This is a genomic window from Nonomuraea sp. NPDC050663 (assembly GCF_044456985.1).
Classification (GTDB): domain Bacteria; phylum Actinomycetota; class Actinomycetes; order Streptosporangiales; family Streptosporangiaceae; genus Nonomuraea.
Window position 1 is genome coordinate 44,606 of the sequence record NZ_JBITGL010000026.1, and the last position, 14,817, is coordinate 59,422.

The following is a 14,817-nucleotide window of genomic DNA, read 5'->3' on the forward strand; positions in this document are numbered from 1 at the left end:
GGCGACCTCCCCGACGAGTTCTGCAGCCACACCACTCCCCTCAAGATCCTCCTGGCGGCCCTTGAGGGAAGGGCGTCAGCACAAACCGTAGACGGCGCCGCCCGCCGCCCCCGACCACGCGGAGGGCGACGGGCGGCACGCATCGGCCAACGGTGCCGTACCAGGCCGGTCACCTGATCGGCACCTGCTCCCCCGACGCGGTCACCTCGGCGACCGCGACCAGCGGGCAGACGTGGCACGTGCAGTTCGGGCACACCATCTCGCCGAGCGCTGCGGCCTGGACGTGGAACTGGCAGACCGGGGTGAGGCCGATGTGCTCGTGCAGACACCCCATCAGCAGCACGATCACCGACTCCCGACCGCACGGCTCGACGTCGGGCACGAACTCCTCGGTGGAGTCGACGTGGCACAGCGCCAGCTCCTTCGCGGGCGGCAGCACAAGGACCTCGCTCACGCCAGCCCCAGCTTCTTCAGACCGTCCTCGACGACCTTCCACTCGGCGAGCTCAGCCCGCGCCCCATCGAGCAGGCCGCGCGTCTCCCGCAGCTCGGCAGCCAGCTCGGCCGACTTCTTCCGCTCGGCGACGAGCGCCGCGGACAGACGCTCGGCGCGGGCCGCAGACTTCTCGGCCGTTGCCAGACGGTCGGCGAGCCCCTTCACCCTGTCGAGGGCGACCGCCGACGCGATGGGCAGCTGCTCCTGCGTGTCCTGCCCATCGGCAGGCGGCTTCGGGCGGACCACGATCAGGTCGCTGCTCCAGGCCGGGGCGATCCACCACTTGGTGTGGTGGCCATGGCTGAGGTTGCGGATGTGCCGCGTGTTCTTCAGGTACTCGGCCACCTCCCGCATGTAATCGTTGGCCCAGGAGGGGGCTTCGGTGGCCACGAAATGCTTCAGCGCACCCTTCCAGACCAGCCCGAGCACGCCGAACTGCTTCTGCGGTGCGAGGCCCTGCTTCTTGGCTTCGTCCAGGAGCCTGCGGTACAGCAGCTCGGCGTCTTCGGTGATGTCGCGCACGTGGATGTCGTCTCCTATCGATGGATCGGCTTCTGGCTCGGGGGCAGGGTCAGGCTGGGGGTCGGGCTGGTCGGCGGACTGGTCGGCGGGCTCTGCGCCCCGGGGCGGGGCGAGGTGGTTGATGACCTCCTGCTCGCGCGCCATCAGCAGGTCGCGCCAGCCGGGCAGCACGTCGAGCGGGCCGGCCACGTTGAGCATGCCGCCGGCGACGTACACCTGGATGCCGTCAGCGCGGGCGCCCTCGACGAGCGTCTCCACCGAATCGCGGCCAGCCGCAGCGGCGGCCATCACCGGCACCAGCTTGCTCAGCACGTGCTGGTCGGCTTCCCTGGCCAGGCGGCGCATCTGGGCGCGCTGGTTGTAGAACTCGCTGCCGCCCAGCCGGTACGGCACGACGTGGACGCGGCCGGTCGGGTGGTGGACGGAGGTGACCGCCCAACCGCTGTCGACGCGCTCGACCCGCAACGCGAGCCGGTTGGCTTCTTCGTGGACCATCTTCGTCACGTCTCGGGTCTTGCTCATGAACCGCTTCCTCCTCGTCCTCCGAAGCCGCCTCGGACAACGGTTGTGCCTGACCTGGTGGTGATCGTCACGCCTGTGGGCCGCACGAGGGTGCCGCCGCGCGCGTAACGGCCTGAGCTGGTTGCGCCGTACACGTACTGGTAGGAGGAGCCGTTGACCACCACCACGGTCGAGCTCGAACCGCAGTAGCTGTCCGGCACCACCAGATGGCTGCCGTCCGGTTGGGGTGTGGCCTCGACGCAGTCGGCGACCACCTCCGGATCGTCCGGGTAGGTGACCACGGCGATCAGGATGGCGGCCGCGGTGACGGTGAAGGCGGCGCCCAGGACGATGCTTCTGCTGGATTTGCGCCTCACTCGGGCCTGCCTGCTGGTCTGCGCCACACGGGCAGGCCGAGCGCCGCGGCGTAGGCGGCGGTCCCGGCCGAGCCTGTCGAGCCGTCCTTCAGGTGGGCGAGCACGCCGACGCGTCCGCCGTCGATCTGGCGTGCCATGGCCAGGCCGAGCATGAGCCCGTTGCGGTAGAGGCCCGCGGTCTTGGCCAGCTCGGGCACCTGCCACAGGGCTGGCCAGCACTCGACGGTCAGGCCGTGCTCGACGGCGTACTCGTGGGCGTGCCGGTCGCCGCCGCGCGGCTGTCGGCGCTCGGGGTCGTAGCCGACGATGAGGTGGAAGTCGCCGTTCCGCTTGTGCAGCAGCGCCAGGTCGGCGCGGACGCGGTCGCGGTCGGCGTCGCGGGAGCCGGTGTAGGCGATCGTGGGCAGCTCACTCACCTGACGTCTCCCGCCTGCGTGCCCGCTCGGCCTGGGCGCGGGCCCGGTTGATCTCGCCGTGGTAGAGGCACGACCACTCGGTGCAGCCGCCCGTGTCTGGCCACTCCTGCTCGTCGGTTGGCTGGTCAGACACGGTCGGCCTCCTCGGCGAAGAGCTGGTCGAGCATGCCGGTGGCGGCCCCGATCGCCTGGTCGATCATTGCCCGCGTCTCCAGCTCCACCAGCTGGTCGAAGCGGGCGCGGTGCTCGCGGATCAGCCGCTCCGTGGCGTGCTTGATCCCGTGGCGGGCGATGACGGTCGTGCCTGCGCTGCCAGGAACGTGCAGGAGGCAGAGCGTGCCGGTGCGCCGCTCGCGCTCGCGGGACCCCAGCCAGAGGATCGTGAGCGACACCACGGCGGGCGGAAGGCACGGGATGACGCCCTTCCGGCCGGCGTTCGAGCAGTGGTCGGCGTCGCCGGGCGCCCAGCGGCGCACGAATATCTGCCTGCCGACGCCGCGGTAGAACAGGACGAACCCGTCCGGCACCTTCGGCTCGGGCTGCCACGGCGACTTAAACGCCATCGGAGCCTCCCTGCAGGGCTTGGGCGGTACGGCACGGCCACGGCTGCTTGCACTCCTCGCAGACCTGCACCGGCCGCTCGGCGCACATGCCGCAGTACGACTGCTTCGCGAAGTACGTGAGGTGCTCCTCACACGGCACCCACTTTTCGACCTCGCCCTGCCGGTGCAACCCGAGCACCGCTGCGATCTTCTTGTCGGCCGCGTCGCGGCGGGCGTCAGCCGCGTAGCAGCGGTCCAGGAGCTTGGCGCACCCGAGACATGTGGTGTCCCAGCAGATGCCGTTCTCGTAGCCGGCCACCCTCTTCTGCAGCTCGTCTCGCTCGGCCGTGACCTCCTGAACCTTGTGGTTGAGTTGCCGCGCCACGTCGCCCGCGTACGCCTCCCAGTTGGTGGCGCGCATCTCCGCCAGGCGCAGATCCCGGGCGGTCTTCTCCAGCTGTTCCTGCGCAGCCTGGCCGCGCGTCAGCCTGGCTTCCGCGATCAGCGCGTCGCGTTCCATCCGGGCGGCGGTCAGCTGTCGCCGTACAGCGGTCAGCTCGGTGTCGGCGCGGTCGCGGTCGACGCTGGCCTGTCGGCACGCCTTCGAGGTGATGCAGTGCTCGGCTGCGGGGACCACGAGCAGGTCGTGCTCGTCGAGCACGTCGAGGGCGCGCTGCGCGGCTTCGGCGTTCGTGCGCGAGCGTGACTCTGGGCCGCGCACGAGGTCGCGGACGGGGAAGACGAGCCCGGTTTCGGTGAGGAGCTGCAGGGCTCGGGCGTGCGGGGTGGTCATTCTTCTCCTCGCAGGTGGCGCTCGCCGTGGGCGCGGACGAGGCGGGCGGCCACGGGCCGGCCGGTCTCGCGGACATAAGGGGCGACCATCGACCAGCCGCACGCGCACGCGATCCCGGCGACGCCGCCACCGGCCGGGTTGGGCAGGTCGGACGGTTCGCCCAGCTGGCAGTTGGCTGAGGCGTTCATGACGTCAGCACCGTGACGTTCTCGATGATCGTGAGGGTGACGGGCTTGAGGTCGACCTTCTCGAAGACCATGTGGCCGTCGTCGTCGTAGACGTAGTCGCCGTTCTCGTCACGGGCGGCGCGGGAGTCGCTGCGGTAGAAGTCGCGGCTGCCGCGCCCGTTGGGCTGGATCTTCACTCGCATCTCGCGGTCCCGGCCGGTGACGGCCTGGTGCGCGAGCTTGTCGGGATTGGCGCGGACCCACTTGTAGAGCTTGCGGTCGTAGACGGCTTCCCAGATGTCGACGACGACGCCCTCGCAGATCTCGCAGCTGCGGCCGGACATGCGCGGGTAGAGCACCGTGGTGCCGACCGTGTACGGGTTGCCGCGCCAGTCGGTGAGGGTCATCTGCTCGCTCACGCGGTCACCGCCTCGGCGGGCCCGTGGAAGCGGATCCCGAAGTTTTCGCCGCGCTTGCGGACCGTCCACTGGCCGGTGACGGTGCCCTGGTTGATGACGGCGTCGCGGACCAGGTCGGCGACGTCGGTCATGAACATCGGGTAGGTGCGCCCTTCGGCGTCCGCCCAGATGAAGTAGGCGGCCGAGCGTCCCCGCCTGGTCGAGGCCATCGTGAGGGTGGCCACGAACGGCTCGTTGGGCCGCCACTCGTGCGCCTGGTAGTAGGCGGCCTGGCCGTGGTAGGGCTTCCTCGCGTAGTGCATCAGGTTGCCGCCAGCGTCGAACGGCGCCTCGTAGTCAGGCATCGGGGTGCTCCTTGCGTTCTGCGTTGAGGGTGAGGAGGGTCAGCAGCCAGCCGAACGCGAGCACGCCGACGAACAGCGCGTTCCACGCGAACGGCGTCTCGGGGTCGACGAACGAGTCGGCGACCTGGGAGATCTGGAAGAACACGAGCCCGGCCAGCAGCACCAGGCCGGAGTCGAGCTCGCCGAGCAGGCGCAGCGATTTAGACATCGCGCTCCTCCCGCCCGGGGCCGTGGATCTCGACGCGGAGCAGCTCGGCCCATTCCTGCTCCGACAGGGCCGCGTCGTCGTTGGTGTGCCACGCCTTGGCGAGCGCGGCCAGGTCGTACGGCGGAAGCGCGCCCGCGCCGTAGGCGTGATCGAGAGGGAAGCCGACCTGCTGCAGCCACTCCGCCCACCGGCCGGTCAGCTGCGCGGCGACGGCGGTCACCTCGGCCTCGGCGACCTCGAGCCGCTCGGCCATGCAGCCGGGGCAGAAGTCCGGGTGCGACGGCTCGCCAGGCGTGCCGTCCGCGCCGAGCACGCGGGTCTCGATGTGGCCGGAGTTCTCGTAGAAGTCGAAGACGCGACGCAGCGCCCGCAGCTCGGTGTGCAGGCTGTCGATCTCGGCGGCCAGGCTGGGGGCCAGGTCGCGCAGCCGGGCGAGGGTGCCGTCGTGCAGGGCGCGCAGCTGCGCCGGAGCCATGTCGTCCCTGAGCTCGGGGCCGTCGATGCCGCTGGTCACGACAGCTGCCCCATCCGCTGGAACAGGCGCAGGTCCATCTGCGTGTACTGCAGGGCCCGCTTGCGGTCGTAGTACTGGATGCCGTACAACTCGTGCTTCTCGTGCTTGGTGACGACCGGGCTGGACACGCCGATCCAGGGGCCGTCCATCCAGCCGAGCTCGATGAGCGGCTGGCGTTGGACGGTGTAGACCAGCTCCGACACCCCCATGTGGAAGGTGTTGCCGTCGCCGTCGTAGAGGACGTGCACCGGCTCGACGCGGCCCTTGGTCGGGTCGCCCAGGCGTAGCCGCCGCTCGAACGGTTCGGCCTTCTCGTAGCGGACGAGCGGCTTCACCTCATCGGGCAGCAGCCGCACGTCGCGCGGGATGCTGCCCTCCACCCAGGGGATCTGCACGTCAGGTCGAGCCATGCTCTTGCTCCCATCGCTGCTTGTTGCGGTCGCGGATCTGCTCCGCCTCCTGGCGGAGCTGCTGGGCCCGGCTGTAGTCGGGCGGAGCCGTTCGGCGGGCCGGGGCCGGCTTGTCGGGGACGGTCCGGCGCCAGTGGTGGCCGAGGAGCGACGTCATGAACTCGATCGCCCACGCGTTCGGGTCGGCGCGGTCCTCGGGCGGCTGCTTGTCGCGCTCGTGGACGCGGTGCGCCAGCGCCCGCACCGCGTCGTCGAAGTGGGGCCGCTGCTGCTCGTCGAGGTAGCTCACGCCCCCTCCCGCGCCTCGGCGCGCCGCTTGGCGGTGCGCATCATGCGGCGGCGGTAGGCGACGCGCTCGTCCTCGTTCATTCCGGCGGCGTAGCCGTACTGCTGGCCGCGCCCGAGCGCCAGCTGTGCGGTCAAGCACTCGTCGAGGACCTCGCACTGGTCGCAGAACCGTTTGGCGCGGGCCTCACGCTTCGCCTTCTGGCTGGGGGTCTCGCGCGGCCCTCGGCCGGTGTCGTCGTCGTCGCGGGGCGGGCCGTAGAACAGCTCCAGCGGCTGGCCACGGCAGGCGGCGCGCAGCCGCCACGAGGCGATCCTCATGACGGGCTCGCCCCGCTCATGCTGTGCTGCAGCTGCTGGGTGGGCGGCAGGAGGCCGAGGACGAGCGCGGCGCTGTGGTAGCGCTGCAGGGTGCGCACGCCCTTGCCGGTGCACGCCTCGATCGCGTCCAGCGGCACGTCCTTGCGGACAAGCTCCACGTAGGCGTTGACGGCCCGATGCCCTTCCGGGGTGCGGGGCAGCCATCCGGTGTAGTCGGTCGCGGGCGCCGTCAAGGTGAAGCCGGCCTCGTGCAGGGCGGCCAGCACGCTGGCCGGGGTGTGGCGGGCGGTGGCCAGCTCCGAGGACACGACCTGGAGCGCGGTCAGCGCAGGGTCCGACGTGCGCGCCTGGACGGCGACGTGCGCCGACACGTGCCGGGCGGCGACCCGCGGCGGGTAGTGGTGCAGCGACGCGTTGGCCCGGTGGTAGGCGCGGCAGGGTGAGCACAGGTTCCGCTGGTACAGCTTGCGCTCCCATCCGCAGGAGGCGCACGGGCCCGCCAGGTTCGAGACCATCACTGCCCGCTCGCCGGCGTGCCGCCGTAGGCGAGGGCGCGGGCCGCGGCGATGGTGTCCGGGTCGTCGTGGTGGTCTCCTTCGACGACGGCGATCACCCGGGTTCCGTCTTCGGACCAGATCACGGTCCGCTTGCCGTACTTCGGGCGGCCGACCTTGCGCTTGCGTGCAACGGTGCGAACATCATCGGGAGTGATCAACAGAGGGGTTCCTTCCAAAAGGTCAGTCGGTCAGGCGGGTGCGGCGAACAGGGATGCTTGGTGGCCCTGCAGGGAGCCGCTCGGGGTGTAGACGGGTTCGCCGATGCTGCGGCAGGGGCAGGGGCACAGCCACCGGCAGGTGCGGTCGGCGAGCCACACCTGCGCCACGTTGGTGCGGGCCGGGCCGGTCGCGGACACGTTGCTCGGGTGCGTGTAGTAGTCCGGCAGGTAGAGGGCACGCCCCCGCCTGTCGGTGATCATGGTTTCGGTGCGGCGCAGCGCGTAGCCGCGGCTGCAGTGCCGGTGTTTTCCGTCGCGGCAGCTGACGCACTCGCCGTACTGGCAGGAGCAGCTGGAGTAGTAGGCCGGGGTGTCCTTCCAGCACCTGCGCATCGCCTGCGTCCACGCGTGCTTACGCACCCACGAGGCTTCGACGGGCGTCATCCGGCACCTCCGGACAGGAGGAACGCCCCGGCCATGAGGACGACGATGAGCGCCAGGGCCGCGCCGAAGATGCCCGCCGAGTGCTTCCATCCGATGGTCCACACCGACAGCCCGAACAGGACGAGGAACACCAGCGCGATCAGGGCAGCGCCGACCAGCCGCGGGCCGGTCACGGCGCTGCCACCTTCCAGATGCGGATGACGGCGCCGGGCTGGTCGAGCGCGTGGGGTTCGCGCGGGTCGCCGACGTACATCTCGACCACGTCGCGGTAGCGGACCACGCGCCCGTCGTCGGCCCAAACTCCGGCGTCGGTCAGTGCGTCCTCTGTGGAGCGCACCAGCTTGGACAGGTCGGGGCGGCTGGCCGGGTACCACCACAGGTGCCTCGACCACGGCTCGGACGGCGGCCACCAGGACGGCTTCGACGTCGGCTTGGCGCGCATGGTGAACGCCATCGACGCCTCCAGCTGGCCGTCCAGGCGCAGCATCGACACCTGGCCGACGCCGCCGTAGCGCTGGACGCTGAGCGCCCGCAGCTGCGCGGTGGCGTCGCGGACCACGCTGGCACGCCACGGCTTGACGCCCTTGACCTGCTCGATCATGCGGCCATTGCCGACGTGCCGCTTCGACCCCTGCGGCGCTGGCTTGCCGTACACCGTGATGGTGATCTCCGGCTCTGTCACTTTCTGTCCTTCAGGTCGTGGAGTTCGGGGTGGTCGTCGAGCAGCGCGTCGAACACCGGGTCTGGCTGTCGAGGCTGCTGGGCGAGGGAGGAGGGGTGCCGGGCCTTGGCGGCCTGCCGTGCGGCGGCGCGGGCGACCCGCCTGGAGCGGTGCTGCCGCCACCAGGCGTAGGTGAAGCCGATCACCAGCCAGGCCAGCGTCAGCCATCCGAGGATGCTCGCGATGATCGCGATCACCGACCCGATGGCCGCCCACGCCGCCGCGATCACGCGTGTGCTCCGGCGAGGATTTCGAGGATGTGGTCACCCATGAGCGCTTCGACCACCTGCGGGAACGTGCGCTCCTTGTGGTCGTTCCAGTTCGCCAGCCAGTCCTGCGCCGAGATCGACGTGCTCTTCGGCCGCCCCAGCTCCGCGGCCACCACGCCGATGGTGGCTTCGGCGGCGCGCAGCTGCTCGGGGTAGGTGTCGCGGATGTGCTGCTTGGGCCGGTCGCCGGTCAGGGCGAGCGGCGGCAGGCCGGCGCCCCGGCCGATCGACTCGACCAGGCAGCAGGCCCCGCCGTCGTTGCGGGTGGCGGCGTAGCGGCGCTGGATCCAGCCGACGCGGCCCAGGTGCGCCACGGCGTTGGCGCGGACGGCCCAGGTGGGCGCGCTGTCGTCGGTCACGCCTGGGCCTCCGCACGCAGCCGCAGGGTGCGGTTGTAGTCCTTGAACCGCAGCTTCGCCTTGGTACGGCGGTCCGCCGACGACAGCACGATGCCCTCGGCCGCGCCCGGCTCGCCGGCGATGCCCGCCTGCGTGGTGGCGTACGGCTGCAGCAGCGCCAGGGCGTCGTCGATGCTGCGCGGCAGGGACGCGCCGGGCGTCTCGAACAGGTACGGCACCTGCGACACGCTGTGCTGGAGGGCGTAGGAAGCCAGGTCGTCCACGTTGAGCCATTCCTGGCCGCCGTGGTCGCGCCAGGAGGCGATCCGGTCCAGGTCCCGGTCGAGCACCCTGACCGGGACGAGGCTGACGTCGAACAGGCGGGCCGACACCTGCTTGCCGTCGCCGTAGCTCTGCCAGGCCGGGGTGCGGCGGTCGCCGTACACCTCCAGGTAGGCAGTCATGATCGCGTAGCCCAGCGGGTTCGTCAGCTCCTTGGCCAGGCTCTCCAGGGCCTCGACGATCCGCAGCGACGGGTTGTGCAGCAGGTCGCCCTGCACGGCGAGGAGCTCGTCGCGTGAGCCGATCAGCCAGCCAGCCGAGTGCGGCAGGACGATGATGCGGGCGTTGGAGCCGTCGACCTTCTCGTAGGCGTAGGCGGTGCCGGTGAAGGAGATCGGGTTGTCCTCGAGGAGACGGCCCTTGCCGCGCGGGTGCTCGTCGATCGTGTGGTAGGTCGGGATGGACGGGTACTTCGTTGCCGAGTCGAGCTTGCGCAGCATGTCGCCGCTGGCCAGATGGGACAGTTGCAACGTCATGAGGGGTCAGTCCTTGTCTTTGGTGAGGAAGTGCCAGACGATGCAGAACCCCGCCCAGGCCACGAGGACCAGGACGAGGATCTGCACGAGCGGGGTCCAGTCGGTCACTGGAGAGAGCCGCCCTTGGGCGCCACGTTCAGGGCGCCGTTGCCAGCGACGTACACCTGCAGCTGGCCGCGCTCGACGGCCTTCATCAGCACCTCGGCCTGCAGCTGCGCGGCCTTCCACGCGACCGCTCCGTCGCGGCCGAGGATCTCGACGAGCTTCTTGATCTGCTCGCTCTCGGTGGCGGCGCGGGTGTTCTCGGCGATCTGCGCCTCGTTGCGCTGGGCGGCGACCTCCTTGGCCGTCTTGGCGTCCTGCAGACTGGCCGGAGGCACCGGCATCTGCAGCGTCAGCTTGAAGTTCGTGAAGTACTCCGCGCCGGTCTGCTCCTTGACGAACTCCTGCGCGAGCCTGGCGACTTCCTTCTCCCACGCCTGCTTGATGTTGTTGTCGCCGGACAGCTGCTCCCACGTGTACGGCTTGGCGGCGGCGTCCATCGCCCGGTCGAGCGGCTGCTGGACGACGACGCCGAGCATGCGCCGCCACCCTTCGGGGGTGTCGGCGGCGTACTTGCGGCCGACCTTGCGCCAGAAGGCGTCCAGGGTGTCGCAGTTGGTGGTGAGGTCGAACGCGGCGACGCCGCTGACCAACATCGTGATGTTGCCCGCGGCCGACACGGTGATGGGTCCGGCTTCGGCGCCCTCCTTGACGAGGAAGCCGCCCGGGCGGCCGGCGTCGGGGGTGCCCGCGAACTCGAAGGTGCGGGTGTCGGCGGGCAGGACCACGCCGTAGTCGTTGACGTCGAGCCATGAGCGCTGGCCGGGGGCGACGCACGACTCCTTCTCCGTGGTGCCGGAGAACATGTCGTAGTCGTAGTCGATGGCCTGCTCGTTGGTCTCGGTCTCCACCGAGCAGCCGGTCAGGACGACAGCGCCGAGGAACGCGGCGGCGAGGGTCTTGCGGTTCAATTCTTGCCTCTCTGAGGGGTGCGAGGCCGGGCCTCGAAGGTGCGGACGGCCTCCATGACGAGGGCCGCGGAGGTGTCACCGACCCGCTCGCCCTGTCCGGCGAGCTCGGTGATGGAGCGGACGAGCTGTCGGTGCTCGTCGAGCTCGCCGGTGGTGTCGCGCAGAGCGGTGCGCAGGTGGGCGAGCCTGCTGTCGCGGCGGTCGCCGACCCAGACGACCAGGAAGGGTGTCGCGCAGATCAGCAGGACCGTGATCACGACGGCGAGACCAGCCATCAGCACGCGCCCCTGGCGCGCTCGCGGAGCGCCTTCTCGCCGCCGTCCTTCAGCACCTGGTGCGCGGCGACGTAGCCGCCGTACTCGGCGGCCAGCTTCAGCCGGTCGCTGGCGCTGGCGGCGTCGATGGCGAGCAGCAGCAGCGGCACGAACGGCGACGACGGCGGGACGCCGTCGTCGATGCCTTCGCTCCACAGCAGGTGCCCGGCGATCTCCGGGGTGATGAGGTCGATGGCGGGGGTGGCGATGGGCATGGTCATGCTCCGTTCTGGAACTCGGTGGGGGTGGTGGAGACCGGGGGCTGGTCGCTGGATGGAGGCGCGGGGGCACGGTTGGACTCGGCCTTGTCGATGAGCTGCCGGACCTGCTGCTCGTAGTTGTCGTAGGAGTCCAGAAGCGTCTGGGCGTGCCTAGTCGCTGCGTGGGACTGCGCGATGACGCCGTGCTGCTCCTTCCGCGCGACCTCGATCCGGTCGATGATGCGGCGCAGCTCGCCGATGACCTCCTCGGTGTACGGCACCTCGTGCGAGGGCTGGGGCTGAGGCGTGGGCTGGTAGTTGGTGGTCATGCGGGGCCTCTCAGAGGGATGAGGTTGGGTCCGTCCGGGCACCCGGCCTCGAGTTGCACCGGGTGGGTGCGCGCAGGTGCCCGGACGGCGATCATGGTTCGTAGCGGTGCCGCTACGTTCTAGAACTCGGGCTCGTCCTGGTGCAGGCGCTCGCCGGGCTTGACCTTGTCGTCGGCGAGCTTCTTCAGGAACGTGGCGTACTTGCTGTTGGACGCGCTGGCCACGTCGGGAACCTTCATCTCGCGGCAGAACACTGCCGACAGCTGCTCCGGCGTGCCGTCCATGTCGGTCCAGACGTTGATGATGCGCTGGCGCAGGTCCTCGCGCCGCTGAGCGGTGAGCGGAGTCAGGCGGATGATGGCCTCGGTGGCCTGCTCCGGGGTGAGGTCGCTGGTGGAGGACACCTGAGCGATGCCCTGCTCGGCGAGCCAGGCGAAGCGGGCGTCCTTGTCGATTCCGGCCTCGGTGAGCCAGGTGTTGACCTCGGCCGCCTTCGACTTGGACAGCTTCGCGGCTTCCGGCTGCCCTGCCGCTGCCTGGGCCTCGTCGGGTTCGCCCCCGCCGTCGACCGGCTGCAGGTGGTCGCCCCGGTGGAGGGCGGCGAGCACCTGCTCGGCCTGGGCGGCGGTGAGGTCGCCGCTGGACTCGAAGGTGTGGTCGGGGTGCACCAGGTGGAGGTAGCCGAGCTTGTCGGTGACGCCGAGTTCGTCCATTTTGCGGGCGAGCAGGTGCCGCTTCTCCTTGGAGACCATCACGGTCGCCGAAGCCCCGGCCTTGGCCTGGGCCGCTTCCCGGACGGTCTGCGGGGGAGCCTGTGAGACCTCCTCGTCGTCGACCAGGTGCTCCATCTCCTCGTGGGTGTACAGGTCGCCGAGGTCCTCCGGGAACGCCTTGCGCAGCGCCTGGGCTTCGGCGCACTTGGCGGTCATGCCGGCCGGGTCGGTCTTCCACCGGTTCTTCGGCTTGCCGTCGCGGTCGGTGTCGGCGTAGGAGGCGAAGTTGGCGACGCCGGAGAAGCGCTGCCCGTTCACTACGACGGTGATCTTCGCGGCTGCGGGCGGCCGGTCGTTCCACAGCCACACCTCGTGCTTGGAGCCGTCCGGGGCGAACCAGATGGTGTCCTCGTAGCCGTACTTCACGCCCGCGCGGTGGGCGGCGCGCTGGGCGAGTACGCGGTAGCCGTCGATGCCGGTCTGCGGCGTGTAGACGGTCCGGTAGCTGTTGTCCTGCTGCCGCTGGCGGCGGCCGATCAGGTACACCTGCTTGAGGAACGGGTCCAGGCCGCGCCGCTGGCACAGGTGCAGGTATCCGGCCAGGACGGCGTTGGGGCAGTCCTCGGCGACGCCGAGCTGGGCCAGGACGTGTCGCTGCTCGGCGGTCCACATCGTCTGGTCGGCCTGGATGGCCAGCGCGCCGTTCGCCTGGACGGCGGGCAGGTTGTCGGTAGCAGTCGTCATGCTGCTGCGGCTCCTTGCGGTTCGGGGGCGGGAGGAAGGGCGGAGTCGACGACGAGGTACGGCAGGCCGCCCTTCTTGGCCTGCCGCCTGGCGAAGTTCGTGTCGGCGTAGCGGGCGGTCGCCCGGGTGCCCATGGCGTCGAGCAGTTCGGCGCGGGCCTTGGCCGCCCGCTCTTTGGCCTGCTTGAGGTCCTGCTCGGCGCCCTTCTCTGCCTCCAGCACGGGGATCACCCGGGTGGCCAGGTCGTCGGGCACGTCGAAGAACGTCTTGGGGTCGATGAGCGGGTGCCGCCTGCGGATCGAGGTGACCGTGGCCCGGTGGCCGTCGATGGGCGGCATCTCGCCCCAGGCGATCGACAGCAGGAACTCCTCGGCTTCGGCGCGAAGGTATTCGGCGTCGTCGACGTCGTAGTCGACGATGTACTCGCGGAACTCCAGGCGGCCGGTGATGAGCCCGAGCCGGGTCCTGTGCACGCCCAGCACGTCCATCTGGACCTGCACCTGCACCCGGTAGTAGATCGGGATCTCGTCGGTGCCGGGCTCGCCCCATTCCTCGCCGTTGGCGTCGCTCTTCACCTCGACCAGCTCGGCCACGCGCCCGTCGACGCAGAACAGCCGGTCGGGCGAGGCGAGATACCAGGGGTGTTCGCGGCTGACCCAGGAGCCGCCCGGCCGCATCTCATACTCGGGGTGCTGGTCGGCCAGCCACGCGGCCACGGCCGGTTCGAGGTAGTGGCCGCGCCGCTGCTGGTCGGTCTCCGGCGCCGGGTCGAGCAGGCCCGACATGACGCACCACATCGAGTACTTCGACTCCCACGGGTTCAGCCCGACCACAGCCGCGATCTTGGACGCGGACATGTAGCGCAGCCACTCCGGCGAGCCCGGCTCGACCGTGGGCACCTGGTCGGCCGTCAGGCCGGCGAGTTCGGCGAGGGTGCTCATTCGCCGTCCTCGGTGAGGCTGGCGGCGCGGTGGATGAGGGTCCAGTCGCCGGGCTTGCTCTGGAGGAGGTCGTCGAGTTCACCGGGCCACTCCATGCCCCGGTGGTTGATCATCCGGGTGCACGGGTGGTCGTAGAGCGGGCGGTCGACGGCGAACCACGGCTCGCCGTCGTGCTCCCAGGTGTCGCCGGGCCGGGGCGGCCACTCGGCGGGCGCGAGCAGCTCGACGGTGACATGCGGGTCGTCCAGCAGCACGCAGGAGAACCTGCCAGCCCGCTCTGGGCTCCTGTAGTCGCCGGTGCCGTTTCGGATGCACAGGTGTCCGGGCCGCTCGATGTCATCGTGTGAGGCGATGGTGCCGATGATGACGGCCCTGACGTGGTCGCCCACGCGGAACTGTTGTGTGCTCACTTGCCGCCTCGCGTCTTCTTCGCGGTGTCGGCGATGAGCTGCTCGGCCTGTGCGGCGATCTTGTCCTCCATCGCGGCGACGGCCTTCTGTACGGCGTCGGCGACCAGCTTCTGGACGACGTGCTTCACCTCGGCGCGGATGGCCTGCTCCAGGAGGGTGCCGTCCTCCCTGCGGTACTGGTTGGCTGGCGCGGTCAGCCAGGCGCGGGCCTCGTCCGAGATCAGCTCGGAGAGGGTGGTCTCCTGGCCGATGCGCTCGCCGTACCCGTTCGTCTTGAAGATCGGGCGGTTGAGCGCGGTGTCGATGGTGGGGCGCAAGGCCTCCCGGATCTGCTCCTTGCGGATCTCCATGACCTGCTCGCGCATCCGGGGCCAGTGGTCATCTCGGGTGAGGCGCTCGACGATCTGGGCGGCGACGAGGTCGGCGACGGTCTTCTCGCCCGAGATGATGGCGTCGCCTTCTTCGTCGTAGGCGATCGTGTCGGCGACGACGGTCGCGAGGCTGATCTCGTCGACGCTGATGGTGATGTTCATG

General features: G+C 70.4%; 31 protein-coding genes. All 31 read right to left on the bottom strand.

Features of this window, described 5'->3' with window-relative positions:
• Positions 1-169: 169 nt before the first annotated feature.
• Complete coding sequence (locus ACIBH1_RS45345; RefSeq protein ID WP_397320319.1) at positions 170-454, bottom strand: hypothetical protein; 285 nt, start codon at positions 452-454, stop codon at positions 170-172.
• Complete coding sequence (locus ACIBH1_RS45350; protein WP_397320320.1) at positions 451-1,539, bottom strand: hypothetical protein; 1,089 nt, start codon at positions 1,537-1,539, stop codon at positions 451-453. The genes ACIBH1_RS45345 and ACIBH1_RS45350 overlap by 4 nt, the downstream gene beginning before the upstream one ends.
• On the bottom strand, positions 1,536-1,895 hold the full coding sequence (locus ACIBH1_RS45355) for a hypothetical protein (RefSeq protein ID WP_397320321.1): 360 nt from the start codon (positions 1,893-1,895) through the stop codon (positions 1,536-1,538). Before ACIBH1_RS45355 ends, ACIBH1_RS45350 begins: the two co-directional genes overlap by 4 nt.
• Complete coding sequence (locus ACIBH1_RS45360) at positions 1,892-2,311, bottom strand: hypothetical protein (protein ID WP_397320322.1); 420 nt, start codon at positions 2,309-2,311, stop codon at positions 1,892-1,894. Before ACIBH1_RS45360 ends, ACIBH1_RS45355 begins: the two co-directional genes overlap by 4 nt.
• The gene (locus tag ACIBH1_RS45365; protein WP_397320323.1) at positions 2,304-2,444 is read right to left on the bottom strand and encodes a hypothetical protein; all 141 of its coding nucleotides are present in this window, start codon (positions 2,442-2,444) and stop codon (positions 2,304-2,306) included. Before ACIBH1_RS45365 ends, ACIBH1_RS45360 begins: the two co-directional genes overlap by 8 nt.
• Positions 2,437-2,874, bottom strand: coding sequence for a hypothetical protein (locus ACIBH1_RS45370; protein ID WP_397320324.1), 438 nt, complete (start codon positions 2,872-2,874; stop codon positions 2,437-2,439). Before ACIBH1_RS45370 ends, ACIBH1_RS45365 begins: the two co-directional genes overlap by 8 nt.
• Positions 2,864-3,646 carry a hypothetical protein gene (locus ACIBH1_RS45375; protein WP_397320325.1) on the bottom strand — a complete coding sequence of 261 codons (783 nt, stop codon included), beginning with the start codon at positions 3,644-3,646 and terminating at the stop codon, positions 2,864-2,866. The genes ACIBH1_RS45370 and ACIBH1_RS45375 overlap by 11 nt, the downstream gene beginning before the upstream one ends.
• Positions 3,643-3,834, bottom strand: coding sequence for a hypothetical protein (locus ACIBH1_RS45380; RefSeq protein ID WP_397320326.1), 192 nt, complete (start codon positions 3,832-3,834; stop codon positions 3,643-3,645). Before ACIBH1_RS45380 ends, ACIBH1_RS45375 begins: the two co-directional genes overlap by 4 nt.
• Positions 3,831-4,232 carry a hypothetical protein gene (locus ACIBH1_RS45385; protein ID WP_397320327.1) on the bottom strand — a complete coding sequence of 134 codons (402 nt, stop codon included), beginning with the start codon at positions 4,230-4,232 and terminating at the stop codon, positions 3,831-3,833. The genes ACIBH1_RS45380 and ACIBH1_RS45385 overlap by 4 nt, the downstream gene beginning before the upstream one ends.
• The gene (locus ACIBH1_RS45390) at positions 4,229-4,576 is read right to left on the bottom strand and encodes a hypothetical protein (RefSeq protein WP_397320328.1); all 348 of its coding nucleotides are present in this window, start codon (positions 4,574-4,576) and stop codon (positions 4,229-4,231) included. The genes ACIBH1_RS45385 and ACIBH1_RS45390 overlap by 4 nt, the downstream gene beginning before the upstream one ends.
• On the bottom strand, positions 4,569-4,784 hold the full coding sequence (locus ACIBH1_RS45395; RefSeq protein WP_397320329.1) for a hypothetical protein: 216 nt from the start codon (positions 4,782-4,784) through the stop codon (positions 4,569-4,571). Before ACIBH1_RS45395 ends, ACIBH1_RS45390 begins: the two co-directional genes overlap by 8 nt.
• Entirely contained in the window at positions 4,777-5,298 is a 522-nt protein-coding gene (locus ACIBH1_RS45400) for a hypothetical protein (protein ID WP_397320330.1), read from the bottom strand. The genes ACIBH1_RS45395 and ACIBH1_RS45400 overlap by 8 nt, the downstream gene beginning before the upstream one ends.
• The gene (locus tag ACIBH1_RS45405; protein ID WP_397320331.1) at positions 5,295-5,708 is read right to left on the bottom strand and encodes a hypothetical protein; all 414 of its coding nucleotides are present in this window, start codon (positions 5,706-5,708) and stop codon (positions 5,295-5,297) included. Before ACIBH1_RS45405 ends, ACIBH1_RS45400 begins: the two co-directional genes overlap by 4 nt.
• Positions 5,695-5,997 carry a hypothetical protein gene (locus ACIBH1_RS45410; protein WP_397320333.1) on the bottom strand — a complete coding sequence of 101 codons (303 nt, stop codon included), beginning with the start codon at positions 5,995-5,997 and terminating at the stop codon, positions 5,695-5,697. The genes ACIBH1_RS45405 and ACIBH1_RS45410 overlap by 14 nt, the downstream gene beginning before the upstream one ends.
• Complete coding sequence (locus tag ACIBH1_RS45415; protein ID WP_397320334.1) at positions 5,994-6,314, bottom strand: WhiB family transcriptional regulator; 321 nt, start codon at positions 6,312-6,314, stop codon at positions 5,994-5,996. The genes ACIBH1_RS45410 and ACIBH1_RS45415 overlap by 4 nt, the downstream gene beginning before the upstream one ends.
• Complete coding sequence (locus ACIBH1_RS45420) at positions 6,311-6,829, bottom strand: hypothetical protein (protein WP_397320335.1); 519 nt, start codon at positions 6,827-6,829, stop codon at positions 6,311-6,313. The genes ACIBH1_RS45415 and ACIBH1_RS45420 overlap by 4 nt, the downstream gene beginning before the upstream one ends.
• On the bottom strand, positions 6,829-7,029 hold the full coding sequence (locus ACIBH1_RS45425; protein ID WP_397320336.1) for a hypothetical protein: 201 nt from the start codon (positions 7,027-7,029) through the stop codon (positions 6,829-6,831). Before ACIBH1_RS45425 ends, ACIBH1_RS45420 begins: the two co-directional genes overlap by 1 nt.
• A 30-nt stretch (positions 7,030-7,059) precedes the next feature.
• Positions 7,060-7,473: a DUF6248 family natural product biosynthesis protein gene (locus ACIBH1_RS45430; RefSeq protein ID WP_397320337.1), complete on the bottom strand. Its 414-nt coding sequence runs from the start codon at positions 7,471-7,473 to the stop codon at positions 7,060-7,062.
• A complete protein-coding gene (locus ACIBH1_RS45435) occupies positions 7,470-7,646 on the bottom strand; it encodes a hypothetical protein (RefSeq protein WP_397320338.1) in 177 nt (58 codons plus the stop codon). The genes ACIBH1_RS45430 and ACIBH1_RS45435 overlap by 4 nt, the downstream gene beginning before the upstream one ends.
• A complete protein-coding gene (locus ACIBH1_RS45440; RefSeq protein WP_397320339.1) occupies positions 7,643-8,155 on the bottom strand; it encodes a RusA family crossover junction endodeoxyribonuclease in 513 nt (170 codons plus the stop codon). The genes ACIBH1_RS45435 and ACIBH1_RS45440 overlap by 4 nt, the downstream gene beginning before the upstream one ends.
• A complete protein-coding gene (locus ACIBH1_RS45445; protein ID WP_397320340.1) occupies positions 8,152-8,424 on the bottom strand; it encodes a hypothetical protein in 273 nt (90 codons plus the stop codon). The genes ACIBH1_RS45440 and ACIBH1_RS45445 overlap by 4 nt, the downstream gene beginning before the upstream one ends.
• On the bottom strand, positions 8,421-8,822 hold the full coding sequence (locus ACIBH1_RS45450) for a hypothetical protein (protein ID WP_397320341.1): 402 nt from the start codon (positions 8,820-8,822) through the stop codon (positions 8,421-8,423). The genes ACIBH1_RS45445 and ACIBH1_RS45450 overlap by 4 nt, the downstream gene beginning before the upstream one ends.
• Complete coding sequence (locus ACIBH1_RS45455; RefSeq protein WP_397320342.1) at positions 8,819-9,619, bottom strand: RNA ligase family protein; 801 nt, start codon at positions 9,617-9,619, stop codon at positions 8,819-8,821. The genes ACIBH1_RS45450 and ACIBH1_RS45455 overlap by 4 nt, the downstream gene beginning before the upstream one ends.
• A 104-nt stretch (positions 9,620-9,723) precedes the next feature.
• Positions 9,724-10,632 (bottom strand): hypothetical protein, encoded by a 909-nt coding sequence (locus ACIBH1_RS45460; RefSeq protein WP_397320343.1) that lies wholly within the window; start codon positions 10,630-10,632, stop codon positions 9,724-9,726.
• Positions 10,629-10,907 (bottom strand): hypothetical protein, encoded by a 279-nt coding sequence (locus ACIBH1_RS45465; RefSeq protein ID WP_397320344.1) that lies wholly within the window; start codon positions 10,905-10,907, stop codon positions 10,629-10,631. The genes ACIBH1_RS45460 and ACIBH1_RS45465 overlap by 4 nt, the downstream gene beginning before the upstream one ends.
• Positions 10,907-11,161 (bottom strand): hypothetical protein, encoded by a 255-nt coding sequence (locus tag ACIBH1_RS45470; RefSeq protein WP_397320345.1) that lies wholly within the window; start codon positions 11,159-11,161, stop codon positions 10,907-10,909. Before ACIBH1_RS45470 ends, ACIBH1_RS45465 begins: the two co-directional genes overlap by 1 nt.
• Positions 11,162-11,163: 2 nt before the next feature.
• On the bottom strand, positions 11,164-11,475 hold the full coding sequence (locus tag ACIBH1_RS45475) for a hypothetical protein (RefSeq protein ID WP_397320346.1): 312 nt from the start codon (positions 11,473-11,475) through the stop codon (positions 11,164-11,166).
• A gap of 119 nt (positions 11,476-11,594) precedes the next feature.
• Positions 11,595-12,932, bottom strand: a complete 1,338-nt coding sequence (bet, locus tag ACIBH1_RS45480) for a phage recombination protein Bet (protein WP_397320347.1) — start codon at positions 12,930-12,932, stop codon at positions 11,595-11,597.
• Positions 12,929-13,873 carry a lambda-exonuclease family protein gene (locus ACIBH1_RS45485; protein WP_397320348.1) on the bottom strand — a complete coding sequence of 315 codons (945 nt, stop codon included), beginning with the start codon at positions 13,871-13,873 and terminating at the stop codon, positions 12,929-12,931. Before ACIBH1_RS45485 ends, bet begins: the two co-directional genes overlap by 4 nt.
• Positions 13,870-14,283: a hypothetical protein gene (locus ACIBH1_RS45490; RefSeq protein ID WP_397320349.1), complete on the bottom strand. Its 414-nt coding sequence runs from the start codon at positions 14,281-14,283 to the stop codon at positions 13,870-13,872. The genes ACIBH1_RS45485 and ACIBH1_RS45490 overlap by 4 nt, the downstream gene beginning before the upstream one ends.
• Positions 14,280-14,816, bottom strand: a complete 537-nt coding sequence (locus ACIBH1_RS45495) for a hypothetical protein (RefSeq protein WP_397320350.1) — start codon at positions 14,814-14,816, stop codon at positions 14,280-14,282. Before ACIBH1_RS45495 ends, ACIBH1_RS45490 begins: the two co-directional genes overlap by 4 nt.
• Between the last annotated feature and the right edge of the window lies 1 nt (position 14,817).

Bases quoted from the DNA above. Each gene is read 5' to 3' on its own strand.
- ACIBH1_RS45350 (WP_397320320.1), bottom strand. From the start codon at position 1,539: ATGAGCAAGACCCGAGACGTGACGAAGATGGTCCACGAAGAAGCCAAC.
- ACIBH1_RS45370 (WP_397320324.1), bottom strand. From the start codon at position 2,874: ATGGCGTTTAAGTCGCCGTGGCAGCCCGAGCCGAAGGTGCCGGACGGG.
- ACIBH1_RS45375 (WP_397320325.1), bottom strand. From the start codon at position 3,646: ATGACCACCCCGCACGCCCGAGCCCTGCAGCTCCTCACCGAAACCGGG.
- ACIBH1_RS45380 (WP_397320326.1), bottom strand. From the start codon at position 3,834: ATGAACGCCTCAGCCAACTGCCAGCTGGGCGAACCGTCCGACCTGCCC.
- ACIBH1_RS45390 (WP_397320328.1), bottom strand. From the start codon at position 4,576: ATGCCTGACTACGAGGCGCCGTTCGACGCTGGCGGCAACCTGATGCAC.
- ACIBH1_RS45395 (WP_397320329.1), bottom strand. From the start codon at position 4,784: ATGTCTAAATCGCTGCGCCTGCTCGGCGAGCTCGACTCCGGCCTGGTG.
- ACIBH1_RS45405 (WP_397320331.1), bottom strand. From the start codon at position 5,708: ATGGCTCGACCTGACGTGCAGATCCCCTGGGTGGAGGGCAGCATCCCG.
- ACIBH1_RS45415 (WP_397320334.1), bottom strand. From the start codon at position 6,314: ATGAGGATCGCCTCGTGGCGGCTGCGCGCCGCCTGCCGTGGCCAGCCG.
- ACIBH1_RS45420 (WP_397320335.1), bottom strand. From the start codon at position 6,829: ATGGTCTCGAACCTGGCGGGCCCGTGCGCCTCCTGCGGATGGGAGCGC.
- ACIBH1_RS45430 (WP_397320337.1), bottom strand. From the start codon at position 7,473: ATGACGCCCGTCGAAGCCTCGTGGGTGCGTAAGCACGCGTGGACGCAG.
- ACIBH1_RS45455 (WP_397320342.1), bottom strand. From the start codon at position 9,619: ATGACGTTGCAACTGTCCCATCTGGCCAGCGGCGACATGCTGCGCAAG.
- ACIBH1_RS45465 (WP_397320344.1), bottom strand. From the start codon at position 10,907: ATGGCTGGTCTCGCCGTCGTGATCACGGTCCTGCTGATCTGCGCGACA.
- ACIBH1_RS45470 (WP_397320345.1), bottom strand. From the start codon at position 11,161: ATGCCCATCGCCACCCCCGCCATCGACCTCATCACCCCGGAGATCGCC.
- ACIBH1_RS45475 (WP_397320346.1), bottom strand. From the start codon at position 11,475: ATGACCACCAACTACCAGCCCACGCCTCAGCCCCAGCCCTCGCACGAG.
- bet (WP_397320347.1), bottom strand. From the start codon at position 12,932: ATGACGACTGCTACCGACAACCTGCCCGCCGTCCAGGCGAACGGCGCG.
- ACIBH1_RS45485 (WP_397320348.1), bottom strand. From the start codon at position 13,873: ATGAGCACCCTCGCCGAACTCGCCGGCCTGACGGCCGACCAGGTGCCC.
- ACIBH1_RS45495 (WP_397320350.1), bottom strand. From the start codon at position 14,816: ATGAACATCACCATCAGCGTCGACGAGATCAGCCTCGCGACCGTCGTC.